Source organism: Paenibacillus elgii NBRC 100335 (genome assembly GCF_004000865.1).
GTDB lineage: Bacteria > Bacillota > Bacilli > Paenibacillales > NBRC-103111 > Paenibacillus_G > Paenibacillus_G elgii.
The window spans coordinates 18,152-37,139 of the sequence record NZ_BIMB01000045.1; the positions used below are offsets into that span (position 1 = coordinate 18,152).

The 18,988-nt window shown below is 58.5% G+C and carries 12 protein-coding genes; 7 read left to right on the top strand and 5 right to left on the bottom strand.

From position 1 onward, the window contains the following. Positions 1-7 precede the first annotated feature (7 nt). Positions 8-910, bottom strand: coding sequence for a LysR family transcriptional regulator (locus tag PEL01S_RS25885; RefSeq protein WP_029191694.1), 903 nt, complete (start codon positions 908-910; stop codon positions 8-10). Between the two features lie 240 nt (positions 911-1,150). On the opposite strand from PEL01S_RS25885, the gene PEL01S_RS25890 reads away from it, so the two are divergent. The 3 genes from PEL01S_RS25890 to PEL01S_RS34960 all read left to right on the top strand — a co-directional run bounded on the left by PEL01S_RS25890 (position 1,151) and on the right by PEL01S_RS34960 (position 7,299). Further along, positions 1,151-2,710 (top strand): MDR family MFS transporter, encoded by a 1,560-nt coding sequence (locus PEL01S_RS25890; protein WP_127462299.1) that lies wholly within the window; start codon positions 1,151-1,153, stop codon positions 2,708-2,710. 21 nt (positions 2,711-2,731) lie between these two features. After that, positions 2,732-3,286, top strand: a complete 555-nt coding sequence (locus PEL01S_RS25895) for a PadR family transcriptional regulator (RefSeq protein ID WP_231884874.1) — start codon at positions 2,732-2,734, stop codon at positions 3,284-3,286. 572 nt (positions 3,287-3,858) lie between these two features. After that, positions 3,859-7,299: a PQQ-dependent sugar dehydrogenase gene (locus PEL01S_RS34960; protein WP_163767506.1), complete on the top strand. Its 3,441-nt coding sequence runs from the start codon at positions 3,859-3,861 to the stop codon at positions 7,297-7,299. Between the two features lie 103 nt (positions 7,300-7,402). Here the strand turns inward: PEL01S_RS34960 and PEL01S_RS25905 are convergent, their stop codons facing one another. Beyond that, entirely contained in the window at positions 7,403-7,837 is a 435-nt protein-coding gene (locus PEL01S_RS25905; protein WP_010497876.1) for a MarR family winged helix-turn-helix transcriptional regulator, read from the bottom strand. 230 nt (positions 7,838-8,067) lie between these two features. Between PEL01S_RS25905 and PEL01S_RS25910 the strand changes: the two genes are divergently transcribed. The 4 genes from PEL01S_RS25910 (at position 8,068) to PEL01S_RS25925 (ending at position 15,366) form a co-directional block, all read left to right on the top strand. Further along, positions 8,068-12,597: a DEAD/DEAH box helicase gene (locus PEL01S_RS25910; RefSeq protein ID WP_127462303.1), complete on the top strand. Its 4,530-nt coding sequence runs from the start codon at positions 8,068-8,070 to the stop codon at positions 12,595-12,597. Positions 12,598-12,624: 27 nt separating this feature from the next. Further along, positions 12,625-12,837: a hypothetical protein gene (locus tag PEL01S_RS25915; RefSeq protein WP_108530979.1), complete on the top strand. Its 213-nt coding sequence runs from the start codon at positions 12,625-12,627 to the stop codon at positions 12,835-12,837. A gap of 132 nt (positions 12,838-12,969) precedes the next feature. Then, positions 12,970-14,340 (top strand): dicarboxylate/amino acid:cation symporter, encoded by a 1,371-nt coding sequence (locus tag PEL01S_RS25920; RefSeq protein WP_127462305.1) that lies wholly within the window; start codon positions 12,970-12,972, stop codon positions 14,338-14,340. A gap of 147 nt (positions 14,341-14,487) precedes the next feature. Next, entirely contained in the window at positions 14,488-15,366 is an 879-nt protein-coding gene (locus PEL01S_RS25925) for a VOC family protein (protein WP_239551013.1), read from the top strand. Here PEL01S_RS25925 and PEL01S_RS25930 read toward each other — a convergent pair. The 3 genes from PEL01S_RS25930 to PEL01S_RS25940 form a co-directional block, all read right to left on the bottom strand. After that, entirely contained in the window at positions 15,363-16,160 is a 798-nt protein-coding gene (locus PEL01S_RS25930; RefSeq protein WP_127462307.1) for an HAD-IIA family hydrolase, read from the bottom strand. The two genes, PEL01S_RS25925 and PEL01S_RS25930, sit on opposite strands and share 4 nt — an antisense overlap. 142 nt (positions 16,161-16,302) lie before the next feature. Further along, on the bottom strand, positions 16,303-18,117 hold the full coding sequence (locus PEL01S_RS25935; RefSeq protein WP_127462309.1) for a sensor histidine kinase: 1,815 nt from the start codon (positions 18,115-18,117) through the stop codon (positions 16,303-16,305). Further along, positions 18,110-18,802, bottom strand: a complete 693-nt coding sequence (locus PEL01S_RS25940; protein WP_063186462.1) for a response regulator transcription factor — start codon at positions 18,800-18,802, stop codon at positions 18,110-18,112. The genes PEL01S_RS25935 and PEL01S_RS25940 overlap by 8 nt, the downstream gene beginning before the upstream one ends. Positions 18,803-18,988: the final 186 nt, after the last annotated feature.

Consider the following 18,988-nt stretch of genomic DNA (forward strand, 5'->3'; position numbering starts at 1 on the left):
CGTTCCCTCACTCCGAACCTATGAATTGAGTTTCCTGCATGCCCTTCAAATCCTGCAGAAACTGATGCAGCGCCGAGCTCAGATAGCGGCCCGACTTGTACACCACCCCGACCGGGTGGCTGATCTCGAGCTCGTTCACCTTGATCATCTTGAGCGTCCCGAGGCGCAGCTCGCTTTGGATCGACAGCTTCGAGATGATCGCCGCGCCGAGATTCAGCTCCACCATCCGTTTCACTTCTTCGCTGCTGGACAACTCCATCACGACCTGCGGAGTGATGTACAGCTGCTTCAAAATTTGATCCACGAACCTCCGTCCGGCCGTTTCCGGAGACAGCATGATCAGCGGCAGCTCGTGAAGCCGCTCGATCGGCACATGTGCGAAACGTGCAAGCGGATGATCGGGAGAGACGACCAGCTCGAACGTATCGTAATAAAGCACGGAGCTTTCGAGCGCGGGATGCTTGTCGAACAGGTAGGTGATGCCGATATCGATCGTTCCGTTCTCGACGCTGTGCATAATTTGCGAGGTGGTCATCGAATGGATGGTCGTTTTGATCAAAGGGAACTGGTTCTGAAAATAAGACAGCACCCTTGGCAAAATTTGGATCGCGATCGAAGTTGTCGTTCCCAGATGAATATGTCCTTGCGGCGTTTGGTTCAAATCCGAAAGCCGCTGCTTCAAATCTTCGACCGTCTGTAAAATAATCTCCGCATGTTCAAGAAAGACTTGGCCGCTGTCGGTTAGCGTAACCGGCTGGTTGCGGTCGATTAGCACCGTTTTGAATTCGTCTTCCAGACTTTTAATTTGCGCCGAGACGGCCGGCTGGGTCAGATTCAGAATTTCGCCCGCTTTGCGAAAGCTCATGGTCTTGGATATCGTAATGAGCGTTTCCAACTGATTGAGATTCACATCGTTCCTCCTCACCGGGGCGCGAACGCTTTCAATAGCATTCTCAAAATAAGCAAATTTTATCATTTATTGATTAAGTATAAATACAATTTCTTGACTTACTCCATTATATGATACTTGAAAGATTAGGGCAAACTACGTCCGGAGAAAAAAATCACACTTGCTCTTGTCACCTACTCAAATTTGAGTATAATTTAGTTTAGCGCTAAAAATACACTCAGGTAAAGTAAGGAGCAATTTATGGTTCAGAAAAAAACGAATACCGCATGGACGGTCGCCGCGTTGATGCTCGGGCTGCTGCTGGCTTCGCTCGATCAGACGATCGTTTCGACCGCCATGCCGACGATTATCGGTAAGCTCGGAGGACTCGACAAGTACGTATGGGTATTTTCTGCGTACTTGATCGCCAACGTCGTATCGATGCCGATCTTCGGCAAGCTCGGTGATATGTACGGCCGGAAGCTGTTTTTCCTGCTCGGTCTTGTCGTGTTCATGATCGGCTCGGCGCTTTGCGGCACCTCGACAACGATGACGCAGCTGATCGTCTACCGCGCTATCCAAGGGATCGGCGGCGGCGCGCTGATGCCGATTACGTTCGCTATTATCTTCGATATTTTTCCCCCGGAGAAGCGGGGTAAGATGCAAGGTCTGTTCGGTGCCGTCTTCGGCATATCGAGCGTGCTCGGGCCGCTGGCCGGCGCTTATTTCACCGATCACGTGAACTGGACGTGGATTTTCTACATTAATCTGCCGCTCGGTATCGTATCGTTGATTCTTATTTCGCTGTTTTATCATCCGGTGCTGCCGAACAATCCGAATCAGAGAATCGACTGGCTTGGGACGATCGTCTTTGCCGTTTCGATCTTGAGCCTGATGTTCGGATTGGAGCTCGGGGGCAAGGAGTACGCATGGGATTCGGTGCAGATCATCGGCTTGTTCGCTATCGCGATCGTCTTCCTTCTGCTGTTCATTCGAATCGAGATGCGCGCCGCTGCCCCAGTCGTGCCGCTTCCGCTCTTCGGCAACCGGTTGTTTACCGCCAGTATGGGCGTCTGTTTCTTCTACGGGGCGCTGATGATGTCCGCGGCGACGTACATCCCGCTGTTCATTCAAGGGGTATTCCAAGGATCCGCGACGAGCGCCGGGCTAGTACTGACACCGATGATGCTTGGCGTGGTTGCCAGCAGTGCGATCGGCGGGCGTTTTATCGGAAAGCTGTCGTACCGGGGCATCATGCTCGGCTCCGTGCTGCTGCTGCTGATCGCAACCTCGCTGCTCAGCCTGGTGTCCATCGATACGCCCCGTTGGCAAATTACGCTTTATATGATTCTCATGGGGCTTGGCATCGGTACGGGCTTCCCGGTGACGTCGATTTCTTCGCTGCATAACGTCGACTTCCGGTTTCGCGGCACCGTCACCTCGCTGGTCGGCTTTTTCCGTTCGATCGGCTCTGCTGTCGGACTGACGGTGTTGGGCGCGATGCAAGCATCCGCGCTGAGCAGCCGGTTGGCCGAGCTGTTGCCCGCAGGAGCGGGTGCGAAGACGCCGGCCGATCCGCGGGCGCTGCTGTCGCCGGAATTTCAGGCAAACGTTCCGAGGCCGGTGCTGGAGAAAATGATGGTCGGTCTTGCGGATTCCATCGCCTATGTATTTCAAGTGACCATCGTTATGGCTGTGCTCGCGCTTATCTTTATTCTGCTGATGGGCAAAGCCAAAATGGAGATCCCGGCGAAAGGCCCCCGCAAAGAAGGCGGCAGTTCAGATGAAGGCTCCGGCATTCATGCCCCGCAGCATATGTAAGGCAGGTGAATACGGTTGTCCATGAAGCTTGTCATTTTGGGTCTGCTCATGGAAGGAGACAGCCACCCCTACGAGTTGCGGCATAAAATGAAGGAGCGGGCGATGCTCCATTACATTAAAATGCAGGAAGGCTCGCTGTACTACGCCATCGATACGCTGAATAAAGAGGGATATATCGAGGCGCTGGAGATCGTGAAGGAGAGCGGCCGTCCCGACCGCACCGTCTACCGGATTACGGAAGAAGGCAGGCAGCTGTTTCATCGCCTGCTGCTGGAGCAGTTTGAAAGCCGCGCCCCTGTCTTCCACCCGATATACGCGGCGCTGGTGTTCGCCTTTCATGGGGATGCGCAGCAGATTCATGCCATCATTACGCAAAAGATGGAAGAGCAGCGCCGCATCGTAGCCTTGCTGCATGACATCTACGAGGAGCATATCCCTACCGTGCCCCGCAGCGTGCTGCATATGATGAAAGGTCGATGGGAGCACGCCGTTACGGAGCTGCGCTGGCTGGAACGGCTTGCTGCCGATGCCGCGGCAGGGAAACTGTACGAATTCGGCAAGCCGCTAGAGGAGTAGGGGCCGGATAAATTTTGAAAAGAAGGACGGGCCCGAAAGGGTCCGTTCAGAGCGTTGAGAAAATAGGTTTTTACAAAAATAGAGATGCAGACGGAGGCGGGGTATCCACTGAAGAAGCGATAGCGGCCGCCTTTGTCTTCGGGAAATGTCCGCTAACAAGCGGCTTCCAATCCAATTTCCTGAGGACAAGAGTGGTCGGAAGTGGATACCCTGCCCCCTCGTAACCTCTATTATCTCAATTGACCACTTTCTCAACAAACTCGACGGGCCCGAAAGGGCCCGTTTTTTTCGATCAATAATATTTGTCAATATCCGGCAAGTAATAGATCAATAAAGGAAATGGAAAAATCGCAGTTTTGAAGGTATGATGATGTTAATATATGGTTATTGGTCCAAGGGACGACACCTTTCCGTTCAGTTCAAGTTTCTGAAAACTAAGGTTGCCGTCTCTTTTTTCGTTATAGGGTAAAAAAGCAGGCGATGGTGCTTATGAAGGGAGGTGGGGGAAACCGGAGGCTGCGGCTTATATGCCTTATTTTTGCAAAATTCATGGAAGGGAGCATGATTTGAGGATGAAGGTCAAAGCGGCAAAAGCATTAGGAATTTCCGTGCTGCTCGCGCTCCAGCTCCTGGTGCCCGCTCAAGGGTTCGGGCAGGAGGCGCGGCAAGGCAGCCTAGAAACGGGGAATTCGAACGTTCCGGCATCGACTACCTCTGCCGTCTACGGCAGCGGAAGCATCGGAACGCTGGCAGCCGTCCCCAGCCCGTGGTCGAACAAGGATATCGGCTCCCCGGCTCTGGCGGGCAGCGCAGACTTCAACCCCGGTACGGGCGTGTATACGGTGAAGGGAGCGGGCAAGGACATCTGGGGCACCTCCGACCAATTCCATTATGTGTATCAGCCGTTAACCGGCAGCGGCGCGATCATCGCGCAAGTGACGGGGCAAGGCAATACCGACGACTTTGCGAAGGCGGGCCTGATGATCCGCGAGACGCTCGATGCGAACGCCAAGCACGTCGATATCGCCGCGGTTCCGTCCGGCATGTATACGTTCCAGTACCGGAACGATGTGGGCGGGGCGACAACCAGCGTGAAGGCGAATTCAACGAGCCCGTCGTGGTTAAAGCTTGAGCGTGACGGCAATACGTTCAAAGGCTCTTATTCCACGGACGGATCGATTTGGACGGAAGTAAGCCAGACGAGCGTAACGATGGGAAGCAGCGTTTATGTCGGCTTAGCTGTTTCGAGCCATAACGTTTCGAAGCTGAACACCGCCACCTTTACCAACGTAAGCCTTGGCGGATCGGATACGACGGCGCCTTCCGTACCGACGGGCTTGACTTCACCGGGCCAAACCGAGACGACCGTCGATCTGTCATGGAGCGCTTCGACGGACAATGTCGGGGTTACGGGCTACGATGTGTTCCAGGACGGGACCTTGATCGGAAGCCCGCTCAGTACTTCGTATTCCGTCGTAGGACTGACGCCAGGCACGGCGTACAGCTTTACGGTCAAGGCGAAGGATGCCGCCGGCAACTCGTCGGCCGCCAGCAGCCAGCTCAGCGTAACGACCAAGGCCGATACGACGGCTCCGACCGAGCCGACGAACGTGACCGCGGCCGGCAAGACGGACACGACCGTGACGTTGACCTGGACCGCTTCAACGGATAACGTCGGCGTGACCGCTTACGACATCTACCGCGACGGGACACTCGTTCAGGCCGGTGTCACCGAAACGTCGTACACGGTGACGGGGCTGACCGCAAGCACGGCGTACAGCTTTACGGTCAAGGCCAAGGATGCCGCCGGCAACCAATCGGCCGCCAGCCAGCCGCTATCGGTCACGACGAACGCTCCGGGACCGGGTGAAGTTCCGGCTCCGTGGCAGTCGAAGGACATCGGTTCCCCGGCCGTAGCCGGCAGCGCTCTGTACGATGCGAATACAGATGTGTTCACCGTATCCGGCGCAGGCAAAGATATTTGGAGCACGTCGGACCAATTCCGCTATGTGTATCGGCCTTGGAACGGGGACGGGACGATCGTTGCTCTGATCACCTCCCAAACGAATACCGACGGCTGGGCGAAAGCGGGAATCATGATCCGCGAGAACCTGAATGCCGACGCGAAGCATGCCGACCTGCTCCTCTCCCCATCCAACGGCTTCACGTTCCAGTACCGGACCGCGGCTGGAGGATCGACGGAATCAGTCAAGCAAGCGTCTTCAAGCCCTGCCTGGGTGAAGCTGCAGCGGACCGGCAACGTGATCAAAGGCTTTGTCTCGAACAACGGCATGAACTGGGGAGACATCGGCAGCGTAACGGTCGCCATGGGCGCGAATGTATACTTCGGTCTGGCGGTCACCAGCCATGACGTGAATGCGGCCAGTACGGCGACGATAAGCAAAGTGACCGTCAACGCGTCAGGGGACGTCTACCCGCCGACGGCTCCGACCAATGTGGCGGTGGATAGCAAAACGGACACCAGCGTAAGCCTGTCGTGGCTTGCCTCGGTGGATGATATCGGCGTCACCGGATACGATGTTTACCGGGACGGCCAGCTTGCCGGCAGCACAACAACGGAAACCTCCTTTAAGGTGACGGGTCTCAAGGCGAACACGACGTACAGCTTTACCGTAAAAGCGAAAGATGCGGCTGGACACGTATCGGAACCCAGCACACCGCTTAGCGTGACGACGGCGGCGCAGCCGGATACGCAAAGCCCGACGGCTCCCTCCAATCTGAGCAGTCCGGCCAAAACCTCCTCCTCCGTTTCCTTGGCCTGGACGGCGTCGACGGATAATGTGGGCGTGTTCAAATACGACGTATACAAGGACGGGAAATTAGCGGACAGCACGACCGGCACGACCTTTACCGTCAGCGGGCTTACGGCGAATACGACGTACAGCTTTACCGTAAAAGCGAGAGATTTGGCGGGCAACGTATCGGCCGCCAGCAATACGCTTTCCGTGAAGACTTCATCAACTTCTACCGACCCGTATACGCTGCAAGTCGTAGCAGATAATCTGGAAGTTCCGTGGGCTTTGGCGTTTGCTCCGGACGGACGGATCTTCTTCACCGAACGCAACAGCGGCCGCGTCCGCGTAGTCGTCAACGGCCAAGTGCGCAGCACGCCGGTCATTACGCTCGGAGCGCCGTTCTACTATCAGCCAAAAAGCGAAGGCGGGCTGTTGGGGATTGCGCTCGATCCGAATTTTGAGACCAACCATTACATGTACTTGTACCATACTTACAAGGATTCCAATAATACGGTGAAAAACCGTTTGGTCCGCCTGATCGAGAAAAACAACACGGCTACCCTCGACAAAGTGCTGCTCGACAAGCTGCCCGGCGCGGTCTATCACAACGGCGGACGGCTCAAGGTCGGCCCGGATAACAAGCTGTACTTCAGCAACGGCAACTACGGCAAAACGGACGATACGCTAACCTACCTGGGCGGGAAAATTTTCCGTTTGAATCTGGACGGCACGATTCCGAGCGACAACCCGTTCGGCGCCAGCTCGCCGGTGTATACGAGAGGCCACCGCAACCCGCAAGGACTTGCCTGGCAGCCGGGAACGAACCGTCTGTTCTCCTCGGAGCACGGCGAAGCCGCCAAGGACGAAATCAACCTGATCGTGCCCGGAGCCAATTACGGATGGCCAGAATACGAAGGAGACAACCAGAACAAACCGGGAATCACGCCACCTCTTATTCACAGCGGCAATGCAAGATGGGCCCCGTCAGGCATCACGTTCGTCTCCGACGGACCGTGGAAAGGTGATCTGCTCGTGTCCAACCTCGCCGGCAAGCAGATCATTCGCATGCAGGTAAAAGAGCAGAACGGCCAACCGGTGATCGGCAACCTGAGCTACCTGTATAAAAATACCTATGGCCGTATCCGCGAGATCATTGAAGCGCCGGACCGTTCACTCTACTTGATTACAAGCAACAACGGCGACAAGAACGGCGACGGCACTCCGGATAAATTGATAAGACTCATACCGAATTTTTAAGTGAAAAAATCATAAAGAGGACCGCTCCGATGATCTTGCCTCCAATGATGTTAGGCTGTGTCTAACCATTGGGGGCGGCTCACCGGGCGGTCCTTCTATAGTTTTACTCGGACATTTTATGGGCGATCTTCTCGAAGCTTTGCAGGAACGGCTCCAGCTCGTGCGGCTCCAGATAGGACAAGTAGGTGTTGATCACTTCCGAGCGGAGCGCCCGGATACGGAGCAGCGCCTCGCGCGCCTGCTCGGTTGCTTCCAGTAGAACGACTCGTCTGTCGTTCTCGTCGTGCTTCCGGTGCACGAACCCGTTTTGCACCAGACGGTCGATCATAACGGTAATGGCGCTCGGCGTCACTTCCATCCGTTGGGCCAGCCGGCCGACCTGGCACGGCTCGCACCGGACGATCGTATACAGCATCATGATCTGCGGCCCCGTCAAATTCAGATCGGCAGGCAATGCCAATCCCGGTCCGAGTTTTTGGAACATTGTAAAAAACGCTTTTTCAAACCGCTCGATCGCGTGATCCATAGGATCAGCCATGCTTTTCAGCTCCTCGTTCGAATAATCCGATATTTAAAGTGTTAATAGGTTAGATTTAATTTATTCGAAAATCGTAGCACCGAGTTGAAAATGTGTCAATGGAAGAGCGCAGCCCGGACGCTGGAGGAGACCGAATTTCGCTTGGATGTGCCGGCGCTTGTTTTTTTGGTATGATACCGATATCGAACGTACATTTGGGGAGAAACTTAGGGGAAGAAGGGGAAACGAACATGAATGCGGAATCGCCAATCGGTTTTCATCCGCTGCTGGCCGCCTGGTTCGGGCAGACGTTCGGGGAGCCGACGGAGGTGCAGCTGCGGGCGTGGGAGTCGATCGGATCGGGCGCTCATACCTTGATCGCCGCGCCGACAGGGTCGGGCAAGACGCTTGCGGCGCTGCTGCCCTGCTTGGACCGGATCGTGACCGGGAAAGCCGCCAACGGACCGGTTCGGGGAGTAAAACTGCTGTACGTCACGCCGCTCAAGGCGCTGAACAACGATATTCATCATCACGTTGTCGGCTTCATCGATCAATTGGAGCAGATGGCGGCGGAGACGGGCTTGCCGTGGCCGGGACTAACCGTCGGCGTCCGTACGGGCGATACGACACAAAGCACGCGGGCGTCGATGCTGAGGCAGCCGCCGGATGTGCTCGTGACGACACCCGAGTCGCTGTATATTTTGCTGACGTCCCTGAAAGGCAGAGACATGCTGCGGAACGTTCGCCATGTCATTGTAGACGAGATTCACGATCTGGCCGAGGGAGCCAGAGGACTGCATTTGTCGGTGACGCTTGAGCGGCTTGTCGCCTGGTGCGGACGTTCTCCGCAACGCATCGGCGTGTCAGCAACGCAGAAGCCGATCGAGCGGGTTGCCCGTTTTCTCGGAGGCTGGGAGCCTGTGGCAGAGGGAGACGGGGCTGACGCCGCTCAAGCCGGAACAGCCGCCGGATCGGAAGATACTGGTGCGGGTATGACCGTAGAAGCCGGTAATGAAACGATCGCGAACGTTCCCATGCGGCCTCGGCCCGTGAACATTGTGGAGAGCCGGATGCATAAAGCGCTTCAGCTTGTCGTCACGATGCCGGAGCAAACCTTCATTACGCAGGACAAGCAGGAAGCCGTCTGGGGGCCGGTCACCGAACGCCTCGTGAAGCTGATGGAAGGAAGCCGATCCGTGCTGATCTTCGCCAACAACCGGCGGCTTTGCGAGCGGCTGACGCTGCGGCTGAACGACCATGTCGGCTACGAAATGGCCCGCTCGCACCATGGCAGCGTCTCCCGGGAGCAGCGGCTTGAGGTGGAGCGCGCGCTCAAGGCGGGCGAGCTTCGCTGCCTCGTGGCAACGTCTTCGCTGGAGCTGGGCATCGACGTCGGCCATATCGATCTGGTGGTGCAGATCGATTCGCCGAAGAGCGCCGCCGCGGGAATTCAGCGCATCGGCCGGGCCGGACACAGCGTCGGCGGCGTCAGCCGGGGCGTCATTCTGGCGCGCAGCCGCGGCCAACTGCCGGAATGCGCGGTGCTGTCCCGCCGCGTGCTGGAGCGCGACATCGAGGAAATCCGCATCCCGGTGCAGTCGCTGGACATCTTGTGCCAGCAAATTGCGGCGATGGTGGCGGGAGGCGATTGGACGATCTGCGAGCTATCCCGCGTGCTGGCCGGCAGCTACGGGTACCGGGATTTTCCGCGGGAGCGGCTATTGGATGTACTGCAGGTGTTGTCCGGGTACTACCCGTTCGTTCGTCCTCTCTTGGATTGGAACCGCGACACAGGCGTAGTGTCCCGCCGAGGGGTAACGGGTATGGCAGCCATTATGGGGGCTGGCACGATTCCCCAGAGCAGCGCCTACCCGGTGCATCATGCGGACAGCCGCGTGCACATCGGCGAGCTGGACGAGGAGTATATTCACGAAAGCCGAGTCGGCGACGTGTTTCAGCTCGGAACGTCGTCGTGGAAAATTCAATCGATCAAAAATGACCGGGTGTACGTCGTCGAAGCGGGCAACCGGTTCAGCGAAATTCCGTTCTGGCGGGGCGAAGGGCAGGGCCGCACGTTTGAGCTGTCGCGGGATATCGGGCGGTTCATGGAAGAGCTGGAGCGCCGGATCGAACGGGAGGAGCCGCACGGTACGCTGGACTGGCTGACCCGGGATTACGGGCTGGACGCCGGAGCTGCGGGCGAGCTGATCGCGCTGATCCGGTCGCAGAAGGCCGTGTCGGCGGTACCGACGCACCGCCGCATCGTCGTCGAGCGGTTCCGGGACGAGCTGAAGCAGTGGCATGTCATCGTGCACAGCACGTTCGGCCGGACGTTCAACCGTACGTGGCTGCTGGCGCTTCGGCAGCATGGGGAGGAGCGGTTTCCCGTGCGGCTGTTCGCGAATGCCAAGGACAACGGCATTCATTTCGTCTTGTCCGGCGCCGACGAAGGAATGGCCGCAAGCTTCGTGGCGATGCTTCGCGGCGTGACGTCCGCCCGGCTCGAAGCGCTGCTGCGCGAAGCGGTTCCGTCTTCGCCGCAGTTCGGAGCGGCGTTCCGCCGTCTGGCCGAGACGTCGCTGCTGCTGTCGCGGAGCTTCACGCGCACGCCGGCGTGGAAGAAGCGGCTGCGCAGCGAGGAGCTGCTGCGGGAATCGCTGCCGTACGCCGAGCGGTTTCCTTTTCTCGGCGAGGCGATGCGCATTTGCCTGCAGGAGGAGCTGGACATGCCGCGGGTGCGCGAGGCGCTGGAGCAGATTGAGGCCGGAGCGCTCGAGGTGAACGTGCGCGAGAGCCTATTTCCTTCGCCGCTGGCCGCAGCGTTTCTGACCGAGTTCATGGGCGCTCAAATCTACGAGTCCGACGCCGTCGGCAAAGATATTCAATTGCAGTTGCTAGGCTTGGAGCGGGCGCAGGCCGGGCGGCTGTTCGGCGAGAGCGCGGTGCTGGAGGCGGGGCAACCGGACCATGGCGCTGCGGAGGAGGAGCCGTGGCCGGCTTCCGCTCCGCTGGAGCAGCCGGAGACGCTGCTGCGCCTCCTGAAGCAGCGAGGCGACCGGACCGCCGCGGAGATGGCAAGGCTGGCCGCCGATAGCGGTGCCGACGAGGCGCGGCAGCAGGCGGAGGGCGGGAGCGGCCTGGGTTCGGCAGAGCCTGCGGGCGCGCCGCAAGCGGAAGAAATCGGCAGGCTGCTCCGCCGATTGGAAGAGGAAGGCCGAGTGCGCCTGATCGACATCGGCGGAGAAAAGCGCTGGATCTGCTCCGACGAAGCGGATACGTATGCGCGGATTGCAGACGATCCGCTGGCCGCGCGGTTTGTGCTGTCCCGTTATATGGAGTACCGCGCGTCGTTTACGGCAGAAGAGCTTGCCGCCCGGTACGGCGCGGCTTTGCCGCTTGTCGACGACCTCATGAGCCAGTGGGCCGAGGACGGGACGATTGAACCGGCCCTTGGCGGAAGCGAAGCCGGGCCGCGGAGTTGGGTGAGCCGCGAAACGGCGGCGCGCCGTATCCGCAGAGCCGAACGGGCGCTGCGCGAACAGGCTGCCCCGGTCGATCCGGTCCGGTACTGCCGGTTCTTGATGGCCGCGCAGCATGTCCTTCCGGGCAGCCGCCTCAGCGGGGAAGAGGGGCTCCGGGACGTAATCGGCAAGCTGCAGGGCTGGTTTTTGCCGCTGCCCGAATGGGAGGCGTCGGTGTTTCCCTTGCGCTTGACCGATTACCGCAAAGAAACGCTCGACCGGCTGTGCGCGGCGGGCGAGGTAATCTGGATCGGGCGCAAGGAAGCGGGAGAGAAGGAAGGCCGGGTCGCCTTCTTTCTGGCGGAAGCGAAGGAGCTTTACGCCCCTCTGCTCAAGCGGGGAGCGGCCTCGAAGCACGAGCCGCTGCTGGAGCTGCTCCGGCGCAAGGGCGCTAGCTTCCTGTCCGCGCTCAGCCGCCAAACAGGAAGCGTCCCATCGGAGCTGACGGCGGATTTGATCGAACTGGCTTGGGAAGGGCTTGTCTCCAACGACCAGTTTGCGCCGCTTAGGATGAACGGAAGCGGCAAGAAGACCACGGCCAAAACCGCCGCCAAATTCCAATCCGGCCTTGGCCGCTGGTATGCGCTGGAGACGCTGAAGGAGGAGCAGCCGGGCGAAGGCGATTCGCTCGGCGCTTGGGTAAAGCAAGCGCTGGACGGCAGCGCGCTGCTTACGCGGGACCTTGCAGGTACGCTGCTGCCGTGGTCTTGGGACGATGTATACGGCTCGTTGAAGCAGCTGGAGCTGTGGGGGATGCTGACCCGCGGCTTCTGGGTCCGAGATATTGCGGCGATGCAGTTTGCGGCGCCGGAGACGGTAGGGCGTCTCCGGGAGGCGGTCTGGGAAGCGGGAGGCGGCGAAACGGTGCTGCTTCCGGCCGCCGATCCCGCCAATCCGTTCGGATTGACGGTAAAATGGCCGGCCGCGCCGGGCGTCGCTTTTGCCCGCAAGCCGGGCAACGATCTCGTCTTCCGCGGCGGCCGCTGGGTGTTGTGGTGCGAAAATAACGGCAGGCGCATGCACACGCTGCACGCGCTGGCCGACGTGCAGGAAGAGGCATGGCTGCCGGAGGAAGATCGGCTGCAGACGCTTCGGGCCGTGCTGCAATCGGTTTTGAAGAAGCCGGGCGTCCGCAAAGTGGTCATCGATACGTGGAACGGGGAGCCGGTGCTGGACACGCTTGCCGCGGGTACGCTGCGGCAGCTCGGAGCGGAAGCCGACCGCGCTTCGCTCGTCCTGTGGCCGAGTTCGTTGCGATAATTTTGTTTTTAGGAGAGGATGAACCGGATGAAAAGCATAGAAGAGCAGTTGAATGAATATAAAGAAAGGGCGGACTCCGTCAGCCGGGAATCCGGCGAGGCGGTTCAAGCCTTCGCCCTCGAACTGATCGGAGAGATCGAGAGGCTGGCGGTCGAAAACAAGCGGCTGCGCAAAGCGCTCGCGCAGTCGGCGGACCGGAGGTACGAATCGACGAAATTAAGAGACGCTTTAAGAGAATAGCCGGTTTTACCTCCGGATGGCCCGCGAAACAAATGATTTAGTAATAAAATACTTATTGACAGCCGCCGAAAATGGGCATAGAATACCTAGTAAACGAGTGGGGATTGTTAGGATATACTCTCAAGGAGGCGCATGATTGTGAATTCCCTTTACATTGCCAGCTGGGCTGTCGCTGTCGTAGTCCTGCTGTTGTTATTTTTCGCGGCCAAGAAAAAGGTGGGTTTCGGGACGCGCGTATTAATCGCCATGGTGCTCGGCGTGGTCGTCGGGGCGGTGTTCGGTAAAGAGGCGACAGATCTCGGAACGATCGGCTCCATCTACGTCAACCTGATCAAAATGATCGTTATGCCGCTTGTCATCGCAACGATTATTTCCAGCATTACGTCCGTATCCGATCCGAATATGCTTCGAAAGATCGGAACGAAAACGATCGCCTTGTTCCTGATCACGACCGGTATTGCGGCGGCCATCGGTGTCGTCGTTGCGGTGATCATCGATCCGGGCGCAGGCATTCCTTATGTGCAGGATGCCAAATTCGCCGCCAGAGAAATTCCGTCGTTCCTGAAAGTATTCATGGATCTCGTACCGGCGAACCCGGTGAACGAGATGGCTACCGGGAAAGTTGTGCCGGTTATCGTATTTGCCATGTTCGTCGCGGTCGCCATTACAATCGAAGGCAACCGCAAGCCGGAATCGGTCCGGCCGATCAAGGAAGTCATTCAATCGTTCGCTGTCGTGATGTTCCGCGTGACGAAGCTGATCATCCGTTTGACGCCTTACGGCGTGTTCGGACTGATGGCGGCGATGGCTGCGAAATACGGCCTTGCTTCGCTGCTGCCGATGGGCAAAGTAGTGATCGCCGTTTACATTGCTTGCTTGCTGCATTTCGTTCTGACTTACGGCTTCTTGGTCACGTTCGTGGCACGGGTCAATCCGATCCGCTTCCTGAAAAAGATTTATCCCGTGCTGGCCGTCGCTTTCACGACGCGGAGCAGCTATGCGACGCTGCCGGTCAATCTGGAGGTTATTACGAAGCGGCTTAAAGTATCCGACCGGATCGCCAGCTTTGTCGCTCCGCTGGGCGCTACCATCAACATGAACGGCTGCGGCGGCTTGTATCCGGCGATTGTGGCGATCTTCGTCGCCAAAGTATTCGGCATCGATCTGACGATCACGCATTACCTGCTCATCGTCGGCTCGGCGATGATCGCTTCCATCGGTGTGGCCGGGGTGCCGGGACCGGCTTCGATCTCGACGACGGTCGTGCTGGCCAGCGTCGGTCTGCCGATCGAAGGGATGGCGATGGTGCTCGGCATCGACGCGATTCTCGATATGGCCCGGACGGCTATCAACGCAACGGGTACGACCGTCAGCTCCCTTGTCGTCGCCGTAACGGAGAAAGAATTCAACCGCGAGGCGTTCAACAATGAAGCGGACGAAGAGCTCGAAAACTACGACGTTTCTTCGCGCAAGGACGGCTCCAAAACCGTTGTCGCCGGTTGAGACGAATTGAAAATAAAATAATCTCTAACCAAGCCAAACACCGCTCTTTCGCAAAGGGCGGTGTTTGTTCGTTTCCGGCGTTCGTTGAACCGGTATATGGTAAAATAGGGCTAAACCCGTCACAGCTTTTGCAAAGGGGGAAGGCGAATGGAGATCAGTGTGGATCAAGCGAAGCTGCTGCTGCGCGTGCCGGAGATGACGGCGGCGCTGCGCTTTTACGAGCAGGCGCTCGGCTGGGAGCGCCTGGAGCTGTTCGCGGCAGCGGGCTGTGCGCTGCTGCGTCAGCCGGGCGGCGATGCCGTGCTGCTCGCCGCGGAAGGCGCGGCGGCGGAGGCGCTTCGCCGCCTGCAAGCACCGGGCTGCCGGGAGCTGTCGCCCGGCGGCCGGTTTTATGTGACAGCGCCGCCCGGCGAGGCGCTGGAGCTGCTTCAGCAGCGCGCCGAGGAGGCCGGCGGGCGCTGGTTGGATGAGACGGAGCCGGGCTGCTGGCGGACCGTCACGATCACGACGCCGGAGGGCTACCGCGCGGCGTACTGGCAAGAGCTGTTTCCGAGCGACGAGGAAACGCTCGCTTTGTTCGCAGCGGGGCCGGACCGGCTGGAGGCCGCGCTGGCGGGGCTTGGCGAGGCCGGGCTCGATCTGGCCCGGGCGCCCGGCACATGGAGCATCCGCGAGCAGGTGCTCCATGTGGTGGATCTGGAGCTTGCGGCGCTGCACAAGCTCAAGTTCGCTTTGGCCGGGCCGGAGCGCGGACGCGTCTACCACGGCAACGGCTTCTCGCAGGACGCATGGGCCGCGGGCATGCGTTACGCCTCGCGGCCGATTCGCGCCGAGGTCGCGCTGTTTCGGCTGCTGCGCGAGCATGTGCTCAGCGTATGCGAGCATACGCCGGGAGCGCTGGCCCGCAGCGTCATCGCCTCCGGCAAGGAGGAGACGGCCGGCCGCCTGATGAAAATGATGGCCGGCCATGCGAACGTCCACATTCGCCGGATCGGCGAAATTCGGAAGCAGCACGCGACCGATTAGCCGAGGCTTTCCGCCAGCTCCATCAGATGCGCGCAGATCCGCTCGGGACGCACGCCCGTACGGGCCATCTGCTCGTCCACATTCGCGGCGTTGGCCAGTCCGGTCAGCACAAGCGCCGTCCGGCAGCCTGCGTCGGCTCCGCCGCGGATATCGGTGTTCAGGTTGTCCCCGACCGTCCAAATCTCACTAGGGGTCAGCCCCAGCTTGGCGACAGCGTAGCGCATAATGATCGGCGAAGGCTTCCCGATGACGATGGGAGGCGTTTCGCTTGCCCGTTCGATCGAAGCCGCGATGGAGCCGGCTCCCGGCATCAGCCCGCCGTTCCACGGCAGCAGGTGATCGGGATTCGTCAGGATGTACGGGGCTCCGCCGCGGATATAGCGGACGGCCGCAAGCAGCTTGCCGTAATGGAACGCCCGGTCGATGCCTTGTACGACCGCAGCGACCGTTCCTACCGGGGCGTCCTCTGTGACGGGTTCGAAGCCGCCGTCCTTCAGCGCCGTTCGCAGTCCTTCCTCGCCGATGTACAGCACGCGTCCGTTCCGGGCGCCGGTTTCCTGCAAATACATCACGGCCGCTTGCGAGGAGGTCAGCACTTCCTCCGGTTTGGCTTCGATCCCGGTCTTGATGAGGTGCGCCGCAACTTGCTCCGGCGTCCTTGACGAATTGTTGGTTACATATAAGAACGGGTAGCCTTTCTCCCGCAGCCAGCGGATAAATTCCGCCGCATAAGGGATCGGGCGGTCTCCATGGTACAACGTTCCGTCCAAATCCAGCAAAAATCCATGTCTCATGATCCGTCCTCCATTTGTGCGATGCGTGCCGTAAGGGCCGCCTCGTTTCTCGCGTTGTCCGCTCCAATTATACCGCGAATGACCTTCCGAGGCGAACGGCTGCTTGTTTTCCGCCTCGCGCAACGGCCAAAAAGCCGGCATCCTAAGATGCCAGCTTCAGCTTCACGTAAAAATGGATTTCGCCGTTCTCCGACTCGGCCCAAATACTGCCTTCGTGCGATTCGACGATGCTTCTTGCGATCGCAAGACCAAGCCCCGAGCCTCCGGTCTCGGACGTCCGGGCTTTATCGACCCGGTAAAACCGATCGAACAGCTGCTCCAGCTCGTCACGGGTCAAAGCGTCCGCTTTGTTGGAGATACGAATGATCGCGTGCCCGTTCTCGCGGATCATGCCGAAGGTGATCACGCCGGGCTTAGGGCTGTACTTGATCGCGTTGCCGAGCAGGTTTTCGAACACGCGGATCATTTTGTCCACGTCGATGCGTGCCATCAGCCGCTCCTGCGGCAAGCTTCGAATCAGCGTAAGCTGCTGCTCCTCGCTGAGGGTGACGTACTCCTCCAGCAGCTGCTCCAGCACCTCGTTAATGACGACTCCTTTCTTGTGCAGCGGAATGTCATGATTGGAGAGCTTCGTAAATTCGAACAAATCGTCGATCAGCCCTTTCAGCTTCTCCGATTTGCTGTAAGCGATACTGACATACCCGGCCGCTTGCTCGGGCGTTTCGAAATTTCTATCGTGCAGCAGCCGCAAATACCCCATGATCAGCGTCAGCGGCGTGCGCAAATCGTGTGAAACGTTCGTAATCAGCTCGTTTTTGAGCTGCTCGGCGCGTCGTTCCTCTTCGATTCTCCGCTGCAAGTCGGTCACCATGAAGTTCATGTCTCTCGCCAGCGATCCGAGCTCGTCCTGAGACCGCTCGAGGACCCGGTGGTCCAAATTGCCCGTGGCGATAATCCGCAGTCCGCTCGCAAGCTCCTCGATATATCTCATTTTCCGCTGCGTTAAAAAGTAGAACAGAAAGATGAAGACAGCAAGCGAAGCCAAGATGGAAAGCGGGTTCTCGCCTTTATGGTAGCTGATGTTCGGCTGAGGGATACCGCTGACGATTAAGTAGGCCTTCTGATTGTTATAGGTCACCGGGTAAAAGCTGGAAAACTCCGAACGCGAATCGGATTCCCGGTTCCTTGTTTCCATCGCGTTGCGGATGACGCTGTGTACGTCGACGTACGTTTCCGGCGCATTTTCGCTGCGGAAGACGACTTTGCCTTCCAGATCCGTAATGACGATCTTGAGCTTGTTGTAGGTAACGAGCCGTTTGACCGTATTTTCAAAATTTTTGCGCCGCTCGGCGTCCTCCTGCTTGTTCTCTCCCTGCCGGATATTCGGCTGGTTCGGCTGATTGGGCTGCGGCGCACCCTGCGGATTGGCCGCCGGGGCCCCGGATGCGCTGCCGGCCTCCTGGCCGTTGGTCCCGGGAAGGGCTGTGCCGGCATTGGGCGTCGGCATCCCCCCGCCTGCAGCGGAGCCCTGCGGCACGACCGCTTGCGGTTGCGCGGGTTCGCTCCGATCCGCTTCATTCGAATCACCATCGGGAGAATCGTCGCTTGTCTCGTTTCCGCTGCTATGTCGCGAAGATGTAAGGAACCGGTCCGCGAGCGAGCGGGCTTCGCTATCGATGCTTTCCATCCCTTGGCTGTAATCAATGACCGTACTCTTGTTGACGGCGCCGAACAGAGCCGAGCTGATGCCGTAGAATACCAGCGTCACACCGAGGCAGAAGGCGAAGGTCAGCATCAGCTGCAGCCGGATGCTGCGCTGCACGTGGGTCCGCGCCATTTTGTAGAGGTCTTGGAGGAACAGGATCATGCCTCGCAGCAGATTAAAAGGGAACCAGGTGAACGGGAAGCGGTCAAGCATAGGCTTGCGCGGCGGTTTGATCTTCTCTTTTTTACTCAACTTTATATCCCACTCCCCAAACCGTTTTAATAAACTTCGGTTTCCGCGGATTTTCCTCGATTTTCTCGCGAATTTTCCGGATATGAACCATCACGGTATTGTCCGAATCGAAATACGCTTCCTTCCATACGGCCTCGTAAATTTTCTCGATGCTCCAAACCGTACCGCGGTGTCGGGCCAGCAGTTCCAGGATCGCAAATTCGCGCGGCGTCAGCTTAATATCCCGGCCGTCCAGCTTAACCTCATGCGTCGCGGTATTGATCGTGAGCTCGTCGATCTCCAGCTCATGTTCCTTGTTCGGCCGCTGAACATTGAGCCGGGTATAGCGGCGTAGCTGCGACTTGATCCGGGCGACCAGCTCAAGCGGATTGAACGGCTTGGTGACGTAATCGTCCGCGCCGGTGCTCAGGCCGAGAATTTTGTCCATGTCCTGGCTTTTGGCGGACAGCATAATAATCGGCATATGCTTTTGTTCGCGTATTTTCAGGCAAGCTTCAATGCCGTCCATCTTCGGCATCATGATGTCGAGCACGATCAGATCGACGTCTTCCTTTTGCAGCACGCTTAACGCTTCGATGCCATTGCCTGCACGCAGCAGACGGTAGCCTTCGTTTTTTAAATAAATTTCGAGCAAATCGATAATTTCTTTCTCGTCGTCGACGAGTAATATTGTAGGCTGCGCCATGGGGCCGACCTCCTTTTCATTCCAATAAATCCCGGTTGCTGCGGAGTGGGGTCGGCGTGCTTTCCGGGCGGCGCCGACGACAAAAAAAGCATATCACGCCGAGATAACCTTGACAAACGGCTTGCGGACCGCTCCCCATTCCTAACGTTGAACTGTAGCCTAGTATAGCCGGTAAATCTTAACGAG

What these genes read in the sequence shown, in the direction of transcription:
- PEL01S_RS25890 (WP_127462299.1), top strand. Translation starts at nt 1,151, where the DNA reads ATGGTTCAGAAAAAAACGAATACCGCATGGACGGTCGCCGCGTTGATG.
- PEL01S_RS25895 (WP_231884874.1), top strand. Translation starts at nt 2,732, where the DNA reads ATGAAGCTTGTCATTTTGGGTCTGCTCATGGAAGGAGACAGCCACCCC.
- PEL01S_RS34960 (WP_163767506.1), top strand. Translation starts at nt 3,859, where the DNA reads ATGAAGGTCAAAGCGGCAAAAGCATTAGGAATTTCCGTGCTGCTCGCG.
- PEL01S_RS25905 (WP_010497876.1), bottom strand. Translation starts at nt 7,837, where the DNA reads ATGGCTGATCCTATGGATCACGCGATCGAGCGGTTTGAAAAAGCGTTT.
- PEL01S_RS25910 (WP_127462303.1), top strand. Translation starts at nt 8,068, where the DNA reads ATGAATGCGGAATCGCCAATCGGTTTTCATCCGCTGCTGGCCGCCTGG.
- PEL01S_RS25915 (WP_108530979.1), top strand. Translation starts at nt 12,625, where the DNA reads ATGAAAAGCATAGAAGAGCAGTTGAATGAATATAAAGAAAGGGCGGAC.
- PEL01S_RS25920 (WP_127462305.1), top strand. Translation starts at nt 12,970, where the DNA reads ATGATTGTGAATTCCCTTTACATTGCCAGCTGGGCTGTCGCTGTCGTA.
- PEL01S_RS25925 (WP_239551013.1), top strand. Translation starts at nt 14,488, where the DNA reads ATGGAGATCAGTGTGGATCAAGCGAAGCTGCTGCTGCGCGTGCCGGAG.
- PEL01S_RS25930 (WP_127462307.1), bottom strand. Translation starts at nt 16,160, where the DNA reads ATGAGACATGGATTTTTGCTGGATTTGGACGGAACGTTGTACCATGGA.
- PEL01S_RS25940 (WP_063186462.1), bottom strand. Translation starts at nt 18,802, where the DNA reads ATGGCGCAGCCTACAATATTACTCGTCGACGACGAGAAAGAAATTATC.